This is a genomic window from Mycoplasma sp. 773, from assembly GCF_053851515.1.
Window position 1 is genome coordinate 1 of sequence record NZ_JBSQAV010000007.1, and the last position, 18802, is coordinate 18802.

The window sequence follows — 18802 nt, forward strand, 5'->3', positions numbered from 1 at the left end:
TTACAAATAATTATTTTTCAACTTAAATTAAGCTCTAAAAAAAAAAAAAAAAAAACATTTTTTAACCCAAAAATTAATTATTTTTTTAAAAAAAGCGCTTAAAATAAGCAAAAAAATGCGAACTTAAATAAGTATTTATTTAAAAAATATGTTTTTTAGTTTAAACTATTAAATGAATTTACAAAAATTTTATTGTATTCAATAACAGTTAAATTTTCAATTTAAATAATGGAGGAGGGCAAAATTATGGACAATGTAAAGCCTGTTCATTTAGCAAGCGAAAAAGCCATAAATCGAAAAATAAAGGTATCAATAATCATTGGAACAATTTTTATTCTTTTATTTCTTGCTTTGTTAAGTGTAGCAATAGCATATTTAGCAGATTACTTGGTTTACATGAATACAGATAGTGATGGGCTATTATGAACCGTAGCACAACGCAGTAAAGGTTTATTTAACTTGTTTGGTTAAATAATAAAGGAGGAAACATGAATGAAAGAAATTTAGATTTAGAAAAGAAGCATAGAAAAGTAAAAAAAGGTGTTATTGTAACTTCTTTATTAACTGCAATACCAGCTATTACTTTAGCTGCTATTGTTCCTTTTCTTCATAATACTGAATATAAGTCAATAGATACAAAAGCTCATGATGACTTGGTTCAAGAGCAAAAGAAGGCTAGAATATTTTTAAATAAGTATGATGAAATGCTTTCGGAGCAATCAAAAAATAAATTACAAACAGCAATTAATTATGCAAATCAATTAATCGCAAATAAAATTAGCAATCAAACAGCTGATGCTGTCTCGGCTATTAGAAATATGCTTGATCAAAGAAATATTTTAAGAAGAATGGTAAGTAGTTTAATGCTTGTTGATTCAAACAGTGCAAAAATAGCACGTGATGCTATAGAACAACTAGGCAATTTAGTTAAGTCACCAGATTTAAAAAATGAGTTTAATAAACAACTAGACATCTATAATGCTAGTCAGCAAACTTATGATGATAAACAAAAATTTGTTGATGAGGTTGAAAAAATAATTGCTAAGCAAGACAAGATAGCATTTGATCTAGAATTAAAAATGAATGTTTTTGTCTTAAAGAATATTCAAAAAACAGATAGACTTAATATCAGTATTAAGAATGTTAAGGTTCTAAAATTAATTGATTTTATCAACGGCAAACTTGAACAAAATGTTTTATCTAGGGATAGTGTTGTTGATGTCTTGGATACATTGTTTACAACACAAAGTAATGATTTATTTAAAGATGAATCAATTAATAATGAAGCTGAAATTCAAAAAATTTATTCACAAATTGTTGAGGCAAAAAATCAAGTTGCAACAATGGATTTAGACCAGACAATAAAACAAATCATTTATGATGAACTAGATGCTATTAAGAAGTTTGTAATAGAAAATAAAGGAAATCTATCATTTGAAGTTATTAGGACTGCAAGATTCAAAAAAATAACGGCTTCACAAGTTATAAGTGACTATATATCAACAATAATCAACAAAACATCAGACTATTTTGGCAGTGATGAAACTACCTTAAACAAGGTAAAAGACTTAATTGCACAAGCAGATAAAATTAAACAACAGGTTGATAGCAAGTTTATTGGTGCTATTGATTTTGCTATTATGCAAGCAAATAATAAGGTTAAAGATACAGACCCTTCAACCAACAAATTAAAAACTCCAGCATATAAAATTCATTCCGATTTATATAGGGCGTTAAATGAAATAGCTATTGCGAATAAATTACTTAATGATGCGAAGGAAGAAATTAATAAAATTCAAGATGCAAATTTTAAACAAGAGCTTATTAACAAAATTGAAAATCAAGAATTCAAAAGTAGTGCCGGTTTCTTTGAATATGTTTCAACTATAAATCAGATATTAAGTGATATTGACACTAATAATACCCTTAAAAATTTCTATAAAGAACAATTCAACATATTATCTAAACAGTTGAAATTTACATCCGGAAAAAATAGATACAACAAAACTTTTGTAAATGATGATTCTACGCTTTTAAATGTGCAACAAGCACTTTTGGCTATTAATGAAATTGACTTTGAGAATACTTCTCTTGCCGATTTAAGTAGTAAATTTGAGGAATATAGCGAATATGAAAGAATTGCCAACAAGAAGGAAATTGAAACTATTATTGAAGGAATCGAAGGCGAAGTTTCAAAAATCGTTAATATAAATAAATATTATCCAACCATTAAAAAGACATATGATAGTTTAAAAACTAAATTATTAGGATTGGCTTCAATTTATTCAACTGCAACACGTAAGGAAATGTCTGTTTTTGAAGATGAAAAAGCTATTTTACCTAATGGTCAAAAAGAGATAGCGGGTGGTTTAATCAAGGATGCTCTTGATTTCTTTGATGTTGCAAGGTTGTCGCATCAATCTAGCCCGATTTTTGAAGACAATAACAAGTTATTGGAAGCTATAAAAAAAGTGTGAAAAAATAATCCTGACTCGCCAGTGGCTAAAGATTTATCATTTAAAACAGCACGTATTAGTGCTGATATTAAATTAATTATGGAAGATTATAAGCTTACCCACGAACAAAAAGAAATAGAGATTGCTAAGCTCAAAAAATTACAGGATGAATATTCTAAGAAAGTGGTTAGTGCTAAAAGATTAGAAAATACAAAGGATGAAACTGCTCAAATTTTGGCTATTGTTAAAAATAAAGAAAAAGTTAAAACATATTTGGGTAAGGAATTAAATGAAATTCAAAAATTGAAGAGATTAGCTGATGAAGCACTAGCCGATCCAACACAACATGATTTGGATGATATTCAATCTAAATTATCAACAGCTTTGAATGATTTTGAAAATAAACGTTCAAAACTCGAATCATCAACTCAATCAGCAATCATTGCTCAACTTATTGATGATACATTTTCGTCTCGACGTGAAGAAGGTAAAACTACTCCTGTTGAATCTAAATTTTTAGAAACATTAAATAGTCTTCAAGCGGAAGTTGATGCTATTAAAGATGATAAAACTTTATCAGAAAAAGAAAAGAGCGACAAGCGCCAATTAATATCCAATAAATTTGATATTTTACGTGAATCTATCGAGGTTGCGGCAACATTCGAATTGTCTATTAAGCAACTTGAAGTCGAAAATAACGAAGCAAAAAAAGTGTATCATGCGCTAAAAGCTGATTCGACTAATAATAATTTATTTAAAACAATGGAAGCAAGAGATCAAATAAGAACAACAGTTGATAGACTCGAAGTTTTAAATACCCAAACAGATACTTTAATTGAAAAATATCACACAATAATTGAAAAAGAATTATATAATCCTGAGATTCATAATAAGACATGAATTACAAAACAAAATGTTGATATCGCTAATCAAACTCAAAAAATTAAACTTGAAGTAGCAAAAGACAAATTAACTAAAGAAAAAATTTTATTAGGAAATAATAAAATTGCTGATGCTGATTTATCCAACAATTTAAAAATTAATAATGATCCGTTTGCTTTAATTAATGGTGATATATCAATATTTGAAAAAGCTAGTGAAGATGGTCTTAGTGCTATTGATAGTGCTCAAAAAACTATTGATGGTATGATTTCAAGCATTGATGCTTTACAAGGCGAACTAAAAGGTTTATATGATAAATTAATCAAAGAAACTGAAGAAGAAAAAATTAAGGCAATTCAAAGGGAAATTGAATCAAAGAACTTCCAAATTGATGGCACAGCACAACGTATCACTTTTAACTATCAAAATATAATTAATGATACTAATAAGATAGTAGCTAAAATTGGTTCACAACATAGCTTACTGGAAAAAACAAAATTGTCTGCTATTGAGTTATCAAAAGTTGATAAGACTAAATATTTTGAGTTATATACCGCTTTTACACAAGTTATAAATGTTAATAGAGGATCGCTGAATGATTCCTTAGCTGAAATTAATGATAAAATTATTGCCTTAAATGAAATTAATGCAAAGATTGAAATATCGAAAGAAGTTAAGGATGCTATTGTACGCTTACAAGCTGTAAGAGATAATCAATATAAATCAGACCAAAATGATAAATCACAAAGATATATTTTTGAAAAGATTGATAAGGAAATAGAAGAAGAAATCGCTAAATTTAGCGCTTATATTTCAAATTACCGCACAACAAAGGCTGACCTTGTTAATCAAAAACAAAGAATTGAATATTTAATTAATCAATTTATGGTTAAAAAACAGGAAATTCACAGTTTATTTAATGATGCCAAAAATCGTTTAGAAAAGCAAATTGATAAATTTTTAAATGAAGAAAAAAATAATAATTTTTCGGTTTTAGTACAAACGCCTAGTTTAACTAATGGTTCAGAGTTGCAAAAACTAAAACTAAAATTTGATGATTTAATTAGTAGCCAAAAATCAGATCCTCAAGATAAGTTTAATAAATCAAATTATGATAAAGCTAAATTCGAAGAATTGCAAGCATTAGCTTCAAAAGTTGATATTAGTTTTAGAAAAGATGAATTTAAAAATACTAAATCACAAGTTGATAATAAACTAAATGAGCTAAAAAATAAAATGAATGAGTCTCCAATGATTAATTTTGAAAATAACTTAACTATTGAAGGCTTTATTGCAAACATTAGTGAAACTGTCACACATGCAGACAACGAAGTTATGCCTAAGGTTAACTCTACAGATGTAAATGATGTTTTAGCCGAAACTAAACGAATGGAAACACTAGGAAATCTAATCGAAGAACAACTAGCTGTTTCAAAAAGATTACTAGAGCTAAAGAAAAATAATAGTAGAAGTGCTGATGCATACAAACGCCTAGCAGATGCTTTAGTTAAGTCAGTTCCAGGCCAAAATGCTTCTACAGCTCTAATTGAAGATAAAATCACTGAACTACGCAATGCATTTGCAGAATCAGTACCTTTTGAGCAATTAAAACAAAACCAAAGAGATAGATTTGAGGCATTCAAAAAAGAAGTTGAAGGCAAGTTTAATGCGCAAACATATGATTCTAAGGTTAAGGAATCATTAATTGGAACTGATGGATTAATTTCACAATATACTAAAGAACTTGAGGATATTGTTTATAACAATGATAAAGCTAAATATGTTGAAGAAGTTAATGAAGTAAATAAAAAACTTCAAATTGTAAAAACAAATCTTAAAACTATTTTATCGCTAGCAGAGGCAGTTAAGGAAAATGAGGAAAAAGTAGCAAAACTTTCAGTTACTGATGGTCCCATCAAGGATGTTTTTGATAATTTAAAGAAACAATTTGAAATGCAAATAAATGATGCTAAGTCTTCATATAATGATCCATCTAAGTTTTCAATTTTAAGTCAAAAGAAAGCTGATTTATCTTCATTAGTTGTGAGATTAGAGAAAATAATTGAATTAAACAAAAATATAAAAACTCTAAAAGATGAATCATCAAGCATGACCTATAAAGAAGGCAGAAACAATACTGGCGCAGCCGCTGCTAAAGAGATGCTAACCAAATATGTTGAAAAGTTAGAATTATTTGCAAAAGATTCAAAGGTAAATAGTGACCTAAATCAAATGCAAATTCTAGATGAAATAGTAACCAAATTCAAGAGATTAATCGAAAAACAAAGAACAATCTTAGCAACTTATGATTCGTTAGGAGAGTTTAGTTTTGAAGGCCAAAAATATGGTTATGAAATTGATCAGAAAAACATAGGTCAATTTGTAAATGACTCGATTCCCGAACTACCAGCTGATGTATTTGCACCTATTACTATAACTTCAAAAATTGACGCAGCAACTAAAACGCTGGAAAGCCAACATCTTGCATACCAAGCTTTATATAATTCAAGAAAAACAGCATATACTGAAATTGAAAAAGCATTTAGCGATGAAAATAATATGCTAACAACATTGGATAAATATAAGGATAAAAACCAAACGATTTTTGATGAACTGAAAAAAGATAGAACTACTAGATTCAAAGAGAGATTAGATGCTATTTCAAAGGTTATTAATGCTACTGATATAAATGCGATTGATAATATAAAATCAGAAGTTTTATCTTCACATTCGCTATTCGAAAAGTATGCTGATTTGGCTGTTGTTGTTGCAAGTGCTAAGGAACAAGTCACAAAAGGTAAGGCTGCAACAAACAAATCAGAAGCTTTAACCAAAGCTATTCAAACTCTTGAAACAGAATTTAATAATGTAGAAAAAACACAAGCAGCACAATCGAAAGATAATTTTTACTTTGGAGTTTTGATTACTCTTGAAATTGAAGCAAAACATAAATTAATTGAAAGTAATGCTAAGAAGATTGATATTTTAATTTCATATTCAGATAAATTAAGTAAATTAACAAGCTCAAATGACCTAGATGAAGAAGCTAAAAAACCATTAAGAAAAATTCTTGATAATTTATTAGTTGAATTAGGCAACCGCGATGCTATTGATGTTCGTGGCTTGGAAGCCCTAAAAGAAACTTATTTAGAAGTAGGGAAAAATAGCTTTGATATTAGTCTAAAAAACAGCATCGAACTTAAAAATGCTATAACTCAAGCAGAAGCATTTATACCAACTAGCTCCGATAATGATTACAAGACCAAGGAAAGTGCTACAATGATGAATTTATATACTTCGTTGCAGCAAGCGGTCGATGAAGCTAAAAATAATTTAAAAAATGAGATTCATAATGAAGAAAATAAACTAGCTTCTATCTTTAAACTTACAAATCCAACTGAAAGTGTAGTTCAAAAACTTAAGGATCAAAAACGTGAAGAATTACGTGAGTTAAGAATACAAATTGATGAAGCAAATAATTTTCTAACTTCTTCATACACAAATATTGGATCTGATAAAACAAAGACGCCTTTGCAAGAGAGTTTTACTAATAATGCAGTTTCGTTGCCAACTAATTTATCTCTTGATACGTTAGCAAACATTAAAGATGCCAACGAAAAATTATTAAAAGCCAAAGAAGCTCTTACAAATCAAATAGCTGCAATCATTAAATTCGAAAAAAATCATTTAACTATTGTCAAGAATAGATTGGATTCGTATGTTAAATTGTTTAAATCACAGCAAGTTTCAATAGATAATAGTAATAAGCAATTGACCACTGAGCGAGCTAAAAAATTAAGTGTTTTATTTAATATTGATAAGTTGATTAATGGTTTTGAAAATAATGTGACCTTAGCTGGTCAAGTCTTAAATAAAGATACTTCAAACTATAAGTTAATTTCACAAGAGTTAAGAAATACCTCGAATACCTTAGAAAATGACTATCAAGCTATTAAAACATTAACAAAGAATGCTGCCGAACAATTGAAGATCCAAATTAATTCATTTAATGAAGAAATGAAAGATCAAAGTACGAATAATATCTTTAACATAATAAAATTATTAGATGGAAAATTAAATACTACAAGCAGCGATAATATTAATGGTATAAATGATATTAAACAAAATATTCAAAAGATAAACCAAGCAAATACTGCTCTTCCTTCTGATTTTAACAATCTTGCAGTACAGCAATTAAATATAAACTTTAATCAAGATATTAATGCCTCGACTGAGAACGCAGTAAAAGATGATTTTAAGAAATACTATGAAGCTATTGAAAAAATAATTACCGCTCTAGAAGCAATCGATAATCTAATATATGGTTCTGGCAATTTCGATGCCGCTAAAAGAGCAGTTGGTAATTTAATTAATTTCTATACTGAGGTTGTTTCTAAAAGTATGCTTGAGCATATGCTTAATTTGGTTGCTGGAGATAATTTCAAACAAAACAATTCATCAAATAGTGTCTTTGCTAATATAATTAACTCATACAACGCAATACATAATTCAGCCGTAACGCAACAATTAAATACAGATAAGGCATTGATGAATAAAAATTCTTCTGTAGCTGCTAAGCAAGAAGCACTAAAAGCTATTTTCTCAAATCTTAATAATTTAAATAGCTGAATTAATGATTCAAGCAATAATATCTTCTTATTTGATTATTTGAATAAAAATAATGCTGAGAAAATAAGGGAAATAAAACCTAAATCAAGTACTTTGTATGAAAACTTTGTTGAAGAAATTAACAAGATAAATAATCAATCAAATGTAACTGAATTAGATATCACGCAAAATCAAGGATTGCTTAACTTATTTGATGTCTTTGCTATTCTAAAAAATAACGGAAATTTACCTTACAATACCACTAATGTTAGGGTGTTTATTACAAGAACTGCAACTTCTAATTCATGAGCACCTGAATTCTTACAAACCGATACTTCAACCAAGAAGACAAAAATTAATCTTAAGGTTGTATATAAGCATCCTTCAAGCCATTCAAATCAAAACTTTTTCAATGATGTAGCTGATAGAACTTTAACATTTAATGATGTTTGAATTACATTTAAAACTTTGCCATTTTTTAGGGTTACAAAAACTGATTTAGGGCAAGAAAACCAAACACTTCAACAAAATAAAACTTTTGTTCAGCAACATAAAATATTTGAGGCAAAAAAAGCGGGTTGAAACAATAGAAATATGAATGTTAACCTAATGAATGCCATTGCGGAAGGTGCAAATAAACATCTATTAAACCACAATCTTAAATTCATTCGTGAGGATGTTTCGTTTAGTAGTCAACAATGAGATGATTTATTATTTGGTAAGCTTCAGAAGCCGCGAAATGTTGATTTGTATAAATTAACATTAGAAGAAGCAATGAAGAGTGAATACACAAACTTTGATCTTTCAAATTCGCATAATAACTTAAAATATAAAATTAAAATAGATAATTCAAAAGGCTTTATCTTCGCTCAAGATGGTAGTGGTAGAAACTTCAAACATGCAATGTTATCTAACGGCAAAATGTTTTCATATTGAACACAAACAGGGGCCGATCTTGATTTTACATCTAATACCTTTAGAAACTGAATTCCTTTTGGATATACAATACCAGTTGTTTTTGAGGAAAATGGAAAAAAAGATTTTGGTGTGCTACACACATGATATGAATTATTAATACAAAATAATATAAATAGAAACGACGCTTCATTTAAAATGACTTTATCGGGTTACTCAAAATGATATTTCTATCCTCCGAAAGATACTATGGAGGAAAATGAAATAAATAACAATCCACTAGTTAAAGCTCATCCAGATGATGTTAATATTAAGGCATATGTTTTTGCCGAAATGTTTGCATCAAAGTGAACTGATAAAACAAAACAAGCAAACAATCAACAAGGGCGTGGTTATTCTGATTACCATCAAAAAAATCATCCAAAAGGTCAACGTGGCGGAAAAGAATGGAATGAACCACAAATTTTAAAGGCATATGATCATTTTGATTTCATGGTAAAAATTCATGAAGATAAAGAAGGGGATAAATAATGAACAAAATAACTAAGAAAAGAACGGCTGCTGTTGTTATGGCAACCATTGCTACTGCATCAACTCTTGTAGCAATGTATTTGACTAACTCTAACCATAAAACTACCGCTCCAAAAAATAATGACAGATTATTAAAACAACTTGAAAATAGTAATCTACTTTTTAATAAAGTGGTTGAGAAATTATCCTTCAGTCCAAAACAACAATCGCAGTTTAATAATCTTAATAACCTTGTTAAATTAACATTATCAAATCCTGAGTCATCTGCTGTTGAAAAATTTATTGCCTTAGATAACATTAAAAATTTTCAGAAAGATTACATAATTAAATATGTTAAAAGATTAATAAATAGTGAAGAACTTAGTAAAAATGATTTAAAAAACATTGAAGAATTATTGAGAGATCAGGCATCAAGAATTAGGGAAATAGATATTAAGAATCAATTTGATTCAGTCGACTTAACTGATATAAAAATAAGCCTTTCAAATTTTAATCAATTAAGTAAAGAACAACAATTTAATTGAATTAATAAATACAGTGAGTCATTAAGCGCCAAAACTGAATTGCAAAGGGAATTAATTGAGAAATATTTATTGGTTCCAAATAACAGTTTTGATGAAAATATTGCTGAATTAAAGAAAATGCTGCCAACAAAAGCATTACGTGGTGATATTGAGCAAATTATTAAACAAATTGAAGATGATATATTGTTTAATGATTTTAGAATTAATGATATATCCATAAATAAGCAATTGGTTGAAAATAAATTAATGGATATTAGAAGCATGACTAAATATGCAGAATTCAATGATTTTTATGAAAAAACAATTCATAGTATTGAAAAAAGTGTTGATGCTAATATCTTATTTATTACATCAGAAATTCTTAAGAAGTCAATTGATAGAAAAACTGATAAGAATTTATCTGAACAACTTCAGTTACTTGGTGATCAAATTTTATTAACCAATTCTGTGTATCAAAATAAGAATGTGTTTGATCAAATGATTACATTTGTAATTAGAAACGAAATGATTACGCAAGAATCTCTAAATGAAATTTTAAATTATCAAGTAACTAAAAATTACATAGCTTTATTCGATTATTACAAGAATATCGTTTCTATTAAAATTGATAATTCATTAACAATAGCTGATCTAAAATTAGCCAAAGCAAACTTTGATATTTACGAAAAGGCTTTAAATGATAAAGAAACCTCTTTAAAACAAATCATTGATGATTTTGGTTTATTTGTTCAATATGTAAAGAATGTGAATATTAATAATTTAACTCAACATTTTGAATCTATTTTAAAAGAGAAAGCATATAAAAATTTAATTAATATCGTTGATTTTGATAAACACAATAAACAAGAAATTATTAATAAGGTAATTGATTTTATGAATAGAATCAATTATGTGCAATATGTTGATAATGAAATTTCAAATGTTATTAAAGAATTTACGCAAGTCCATAAAAATAATCCTAAATTACTAAATGAACAAGAATTAAATATTCTTCTTAAACAATTAAGTGATTTATATAATCCTAATATTAGCATTAGCGAAGTCCAAAAAAGAGTAGTAGAAATCAATAATCTAGCCTCAACATTGGTTGAAACTAGACTTGAATTAGCTAATATTGCAAGAGAGATTGAAGATACTATTATTAATATTAATGGTTTTGATGCCAATACTAAGACTAAGTATTTAAGCAAGGATGTTCTACAAAAAGCAACTGATTTAAAAAACCAAATTTTAAGCGAGAACATTCTTTCTGACTTATCTACACAGCAAATTATTAGTAAAAAATATAGTATTAGGGAACAACTAAGAACTTTGCAAAAGGCACAGTTAGCTTATTTACAAGAAAGAACGTCGCAAGAAATTGCTAAATTAAAAGAATATGATTTATTAAAAATAAGTCAATTAACTAGTGAAAAGTTAAATAACATAAAAACTCAAAGTGTTGACATTAATTTATTGGCTAAAATCTTTGAAAAATTAAATATTGATTCAAAAAAAATAACATCAATTAATTATAATCCCATTGTTTCAAAAGATATTCTTAACCAAATTCAAAAATATAAACTAATAGCAATTATAGAAACTACCCGTTATCAAAATGATGCCGCAAAAACACGTAGTGAAGTTGAGGACTATGCACTTTTAACATTTAATCCAACAAATGAAAAACCACATTCTTATACTGATTATGAACAAACGCAGTTGGATAAATTGAATAGTACAAAAAAAATTCTTGCTGACCGTGCTACACAAATAAATAATTTATTAAATGATGTATTATTGAAAGGTTTTGAATTTGATAATCAAAAAGCTAATCAATTCAGCAATACAAAGTCAATTGACAGTGTAATTGGTATTACAAATAGCATCCAAGAAAGTGCAAAAATTATCAGAAAAGTTAATTCTACCTTAAATGAGTTGGATAAATTAATTGATGAAATTAAAGATGATGATGAAATTAAACATCAATTTGCACAAGATTTTGCAGAAATTGAAAAAGTAAAATCTGATATTAAAATAGCGCTTCAAGCAACACCTGTTGATTTTGAATTAGTTAATAAATTAAGTAATCTTGCAGATGAAAAATTAAAAAATCTAAGAGATAAGAGAAAAGATAGCAGCCTCGAATCGCAAATAAAGAGTATTGAAAAACTAATTAATAAAAATTATCAACATGAGGATTCTTCACAGCCGATTTCCGAAGGTGAAACATCATTGCGTTATGCTTATAATGAATTATTAAATCAGTCTCGCCAACCAGGGTTATCAAAAGCTGAAAAAGATGAAATTCTTGATAAGGTAAATAAGATTAAAGCAATGGTCTCTTATGTTAAAGATATTGAAAATAATATTGCTAGATTTGAAAAAACTTCTGATGAATATAATGCTCATACTGACAAACGTTCAAGAGTTCCACAAGCTATTGCCTCATCAGAGAGAACCAAAAATGAAATTGATTTAGTTATAAGACAGATTGCTAATGTTAATAATCTTCCTGATGTTGCCAAGGTCGCTGATTCTGCACGACAATCCAAGGCCATAAATGATGATTTAGACTTGGCATTTCATAAGGATCAGATTCGAGCAAGAAATGAAGATGTTCAATCTAAATCATATCCATCTTCAACTAATCTAAAACCTATAGAAGCTAAGGTTAATGATGCAATCAAGCAGATAGACACATATGCCAAAGGGAAAGAATCTACAACCTCTGATGTCACTGCTCAAGATGCTGTTAAGATTTTAACTGGACAAACGCAACTTATTGACGTAGTTAAGAGAGCAATTCTTGAGTCTGATAAAATTAAAAATTCTCCTTCATTAGTAGAAACCGAATCCGCCAAGGATGCTAATGCTTTATTAGATGAGATTGATAAAAATCTACCTGATAACTCTGATACTATTGAAATTATTAATAAAAAGAAGAAAGCAATCGAGGATGCTATTGTTATTTCACAATCAAAACATGAATTGCGTAAAATTGTAATTAATGATTTAGTTAATGTTTTATCAGAGGAACAACAAAAATATAAGATTCTTGAAGTAGTTAAGGATAAGGTTGCTGCCGCAAGAGAAACATATGAAAAAATACTTTCAGTTAACTCATCATCTGGTGGTGAAACTTACACACCTGAAAGTCTTGCTTCAAAGGTTAGCGAATTAAATGAACTTGTTAAAAATTTGTCGAAAGAACGTGATGACCTAATTAAAAAATATCGTGAAGAGAAAGCTCGGATTGATCTTGAAGTTATTCAATACGATAAAAAGTCATTTCATAATTTGCCTAAACCAGACTCACTAACGAATTTTGAAAATTATGAAAAAGCTCGCCAAAAATATGCGATGGATATAAATGATCCGATAAACTCAACTATTGAATCTATTAAAGAAAATGAAAGAGCAATGGTTGCTGGATATCATAAAGATATTGTTTTAATTTCCCTTGAAAAATATAAAGAATTTGTTAAAACGGATGTTGATAAACTAAATAATTCAACAGAAAAAACCTTTATCAAATCGCATTCAGATAGATTTTTAGCTAGAATTAATAATCAGTTATCAGTTGATATTGATTTTACAATAGCACAAGGTCTAATTGTTAATATTAACGAAATGTTAAAATTCCATACGCTTCAAATTGATGTAGCTACTGAATTAGAACTATATCAAAAAGATTCGAATACTGATGTTAATAAGAGGGCAATTGCTGAGCTTAAGGCATTGTTGAGTGATGAGCACGCCCCATTAGAAACTCTAAAAATAAAACAACAAAATGAGTATGTTTTAAAGGAACTAACACGCATCAAGGAAGAAGCTGGACTTAGAGCAAGAAACAAACAAAAAGCTCTTAGCTTATTGCAACACTTTGAAAACTTTAGAGCATTACCAGGACTAAATAATGGTCAAAACCAAAACCGTGTGATAGTTGATACACTTTCTAAACAAATTTTTGGAAATAAAAGCGTTGAGCTTGGTGATTTAGCTGACAACTTCTTAGTTACAAATACAAAGGAAGCTATTAATCAAATTCTTAATTCAAATCTTCAATCAACAACCAAAGCTCAACTTGTACAAGTAAGAACCAAAATTGAAGCAATTGAAAAGATCAAGGAATATTATGATGCACTTGCTTTAATTATCGGGTCCGCTGAAACGGTGATTAGTGCTGCTGGTTCATCAGTAACTGATACTGTAAACTCATATATAACACAGGATCTTAATCCTTTATTATCACAGGCAAGAGAATTATTTAAGATAGTGGTAACAAATAATTCAAAAACTTCTGATGAATTAGCAGAGTTAAATAAACAGAAATTTATTGACCTAATTAAAAAAATTCAGGTTTCAAAAGAGCGTATTCTAGATGTGATTGAAATAACTGAAAAAATCATTGATAAAATTAAAGAAATTAATAGTGATCTTGATTTCTATAGTCTTGAATCAATAAGTGGTACGAGAAATAATGATAAAATTGATAGTTGATTAAATGTTTTATTAGCAGATGCTGCTAACAACCTTTCAGAGACAACTGATATTCAAAAAGCCCAAAGAATTGCTAATGTTAAGGCAAGGGGTGAAGAGGCTCTAAAATTAACTCAATTATTAAAGCAAGTGTCTTCAAATGTTGCTACTTGAAGACTTGAACGTCAAGGGTCAACAAATTATGATGCAACCCAATTTGATGAGAATAAAGTAATTCAATATATGTGAGATGCCTTACCAAATATTGGCCAAAATCCAACTCAGGCTGAAATTAGTGTATTTATTAATGAATTAACTAATAAGGTTTCTGAACAAACTAAGATTCGTCAAACCCGTAAGGACTTATTTGATGGTATTAATAACATTAAAAATTCTACTTCATATCAAAATGCTAAGCAATATCTAACCTTAATAACCTCATTAAATAAGCAAATCGACGATATTATTGATTCTTCAACAAATAAAGAAGAAACAAATAGTGTTGAAAAATTAGCGCAAAACTTGAATAAGATTAATAATCTAAAGGCATTTTTATCAAAATTAGTTGAATTAGCTTCAAAAGCGACAGAAATTGAACAATTTGTAAGTGCTTTTGTACCACTAGATGTTACTGTTGACAAAAATAAGATGGAACTTGAAAATGAACTAACAACAGTTAAAACATTTTATACATCTGATATTCCATCTGCTGACAAAGCAGAAGAAGCGTCAAACAGTATAGATAAGAAGATTAAAAAGCTTGAACTTTTGAAGGCTCGCTTGGAAGTTTATCAACAGCTAGCTAGTGTTAAACTTAAAATAAAGAATGATGCTGTAATAATAACAAGTGAGAAAGACGTAATTAATAAAAAAGTTACCAATTTTGAGAACGAATTGAAGGCAATTAAATTAGATGAAAATACTGATCCAAATACATTTGCTAACTTAGCGCAAAAATGATTAAATGGTACAGGAAATGATTCGATTGAATATGTTTTAACAAATTCAAGAACATTAGCTTATAAATATCAAGATGCCCAAAATATCCTTGATTATAAACAAACTGGTTTAAATGAGTTGCTTGATTCTAATGCTGTTAAGGAAGCATATACGCAACTTCAAAAATTAATTACTGAATCAAAAGAATTAAATAAAAATATTAATAATGATGAATTAGCAAAACTTGGTCAAATTAAGAAAATTCAGGATAAAATTGATCATCTTGTTAATGAAAAAGCGAACTCAGTAAGACAACTTCGTACTAAAACCAGCGAACTTTATGATAAATTATCAAAAAAAGGAACAGATGAGGTACAAAGCAGGGTATTATTGTCTACATTTTTAGAAAATGCCGTTAATTCTCTAAATATCGATAATGTTAAGACAAGAGACAATACTTATCCCGAGGCTGTTGAAACAATTAATAAAATAAACACTTCTTTAAGAAAAGCTCTTGATGAGTACAAGAAGCAAATTATTGCTACTTTTGATACACAACAAACACTTTTAAATACCGAATTTCAAAAGCTTGTTGATTTTAATGCAAATATAATTAATGATACGTTATGAACACAAAGCGCTAAAGATAAATTAACAACATTAGGAAATTTAAAAACAACTATTGAAACTTTTATTAACCAAAATAAAAACTTCAAGAATACCGTTGATAGTAAATATATTTCAATTGACTCACAAAATTCCTTTATAACAGATTTTGTTAATTCTAATCTTGAAGATATTAAATTAGCTAAAGAAGTAAAAGAGCAACTTATACAAAAAATAAAAGCAGATATTGCTCAAATGATTGAGGAAAATACTGGTTTTATCTTCAAAGTAACCGCTACATTTGATAAATATAATAATGCATTTTCTAATTCAGACTCAACTAAATTATTTGAAAAAGCAGGATTTGAAAATTCTAAGAAGTTATTTAATGAGTTAAAAACTAAATTTGAATTATTGAAGAATAAAAATTCAATGATTAAAACTACTGAATCTGCTCCTGATTTACAAAGATATGCTTTTGAAACAAAAGAATTAATTAATGGATACGATAATTTAGTTAGTGAATTTAAGTCAGAATTAGTTGGATTATTGAATAAAAGACAAAATTTAAATGATATATATCAATTATTATTTAAATCATCAGTTAAATGAAAAAGTAACACTGATAAACTTAGTGTGCTTGAAACTCAATATACTCAAAATTATGATTCATTAGCTAGTGAAAAAGATAACATCACTAAGGAAAAATCCTCAGATATTATTAATGATACATTTTTATCTGAAAAAACAAATAATGCTCTAAGTAATATTGAATCTAAGCTAAAGGTATTACTAGATTGAACCAATACAAATAGCAAGTTGTTTTATGAAAATATATTAGGTGAAACAGGTAGTGATACAAGTGCTAATAAAACTAAACCATATTATCAAATTTCTGCTAAGTCTGGCATCACAAGAGAGGAGTTTGATAGAAAATTAGAACAATTAGTTCCAAAAAATAATGAAAATGAACTTGATATTACAAATTTAGATGGTTTTCTTGAATTATTTGATAAATTTGCCTTTACTAAGATCGATAGAGATTCAATTTATAATCCCTTAAACTTTAAGGTTAAATTAATTAAAGATACTAGCACTGCTAAATTTGTTAAACCAGGCAGTTCAAGTATTACAGAAAAAACAAATACCCTTAAACTTCGTTATGAATTTAAACCAACTAACCTGGAGATATTTAAAGAATTCTCAGGATTTTCAATAGAAAAGGATGTTGATATAACATTCAAAACAAAACGAGACCTTGAACTTCCTGCCGGTACATCTAGCCTATTCTTTAAAGATTATAATAAAAATAATTTAGGTAAACAATCTAAACAAGTCATTGGTAAAGCTGATGAATTAGGGTGAACTCAAACAGATGCTGATGGAATTAAAAAACAAACTATTGATACATTTAAAAAGGCACTAGGTCTTGAAAACTCTAATGATGCTGTAATTATAAATTATAAAACTAGAGAAATATTTGATTATAAAAACAATAGTGGCAATGCAAATAACCCTACAGTTACAAAACGTAATGATTGAATAGACAATGCTAACTTTAATATTAAGTTTCAATTTCCTGAATTCGATGTTTACCAACAATCCACATCAGTTACATGAGAGTCGGAAAATCAAATACTAAGAATAAGAGTTATTAATGATAGTTTAATTCAAGTTGAAGCAATATTACCTGGAAAATTGTTAGTTGGTCCACAAAATTACACAAACAATAAAAATACCATTTTTGATACAAATGGTAATGAAATTACTAATGCAAATTCACATACCTATGATTCAACTAAAACTATGCCGGTTTCAGCAATATATACGTTGAGATTAGGCGTTGATTATGATTCAAATACAAAAGATGTTTCATTGTTTGTTAATCGTTATGAAAGCTTTAATGTTGCAAAAAATAAAAGTTTACATGATGATTCAATAACACCTACTTCTGAATTTATGTCTAATAGCAACAACGCTAAAACAAAAGCGTATGTTTGATCTAATTATGACTTTGCCAAATGACTGTCTACTCATCCTACAAGTTGGCAAACACCAGATAATGCTGATAGTAGCCATAAATCACCATTAGATCACCCTAATGACGGATTTAGAAAAAGTGGCGGCTCAAATAAAGAATGAGATCATATGTTAAATAATGATATTTGAGTAAAAAATACAAGATCATCTGGAACATACATTTGAACTGATAACAACCAACAACAAACTATTTCAGACGGAGAAATTGAAAAACTCGCAGTAGTTTATAACTCTGGTATTATTAATTTTGAATTTAAAGATTTAAAGAAATAATGCTTAATTTTAAATCAAAACCTATAAGCTGTAAAGGTTTTGGTTTTTTGTTTTAACTTCGTCAATAGATCCCTAAATGTCTAGAGAAAAAAATCAAATAATAAAATTACACCAAAATTTGGTGTAATTATTTATGATATTTAATATTTTTCTTAATGGCTAATCCACGATAAATTTGTTCAATTAACATGATTCTAAATAACTGATGTGGGAAGGTCATTCTGGAAAAACAAATTTTATTTTTAAATTTTGTTTCATCTACGCCATTTGACCCGCCAATAATAAAAGTTAAATTATCTTCAATAAGTATATTAGAAAATTCCTCACTACTCATTTGTTTTCCTTGTAATGAAAGATAAAAAACTTTTGAATTTTTTGGTATTTTTGCTAATATTGCTTCAGTTTCCTTTGCAATTTTAATATCAATATTATCATTAATAATTTCTTTAATTTCAATTAAATTAATTGTTGCTAAAAAGTTTATTTTTTTTAAATATGAATCATAAATTTTCTTAATATCTGAATTTAAAGAACCAACTGCAATTAAGTTTATTTTCATTTTTATTT

4 protein-coding genes are annotated in these 18802 nt (G+C 27.9%); 3 read left to right on the top strand and 1 reads right to left on the bottom strand.

The features are described 5' to 3' along the window. Positions 1–246: 246 nt before the first annotated feature. From ACWXVJ_RS02135 to ACWXVJ_RS02145, 3 genes are read left to right on the top strand one after another with little or no spacing between them, the layout of a single operon-like run. Positions 247–471, top strand: coding sequence for a hypothetical protein (locus tag ACWXVJ_RS02135; protein ID WP_438340465.1), 225 nt, complete (start codon positions 247–249; stop codon positions 469–471). Between the two features lie 17 nt (positions 472–488). Beyond that, positions 489–9392: a hypothetical protein gene (locus tag ACWXVJ_RS02140; RefSeq protein WP_455966386.1), complete on the top strand. Its 8904-nt coding sequence runs from the start codon at positions 489–491 to the stop codon at positions 9390–9392. After that, positions 9392–18235: a hypothetical protein gene (locus tag ACWXVJ_RS02145; protein WP_455966388.1), complete on the top strand. Its 8844-nt coding sequence runs from the start codon at positions 9392–9394 to the stop codon at positions 18233–18235. The genes ACWXVJ_RS02140 and ACWXVJ_RS02145 overlap by 1 nt, the downstream gene beginning before the upstream one ends. 127 nt (positions 18236–18362) lie before the next feature. Here the strand turns inward: ACWXVJ_RS02145 and ACWXVJ_RS02150 are convergent, their stop codons facing one another. Further along, complete coding sequence (locus tag ACWXVJ_RS02150; protein WP_455966390.1) at positions 18363–18794, bottom strand: 23S rRNA (pseudouridine(1915)-N(3))-methyltransferase RlmH; 432 nt, start codon at positions 18792–18794, stop codon at positions 18363–18365. Positions 18795–18802: the final 8 nt, after the last annotated feature.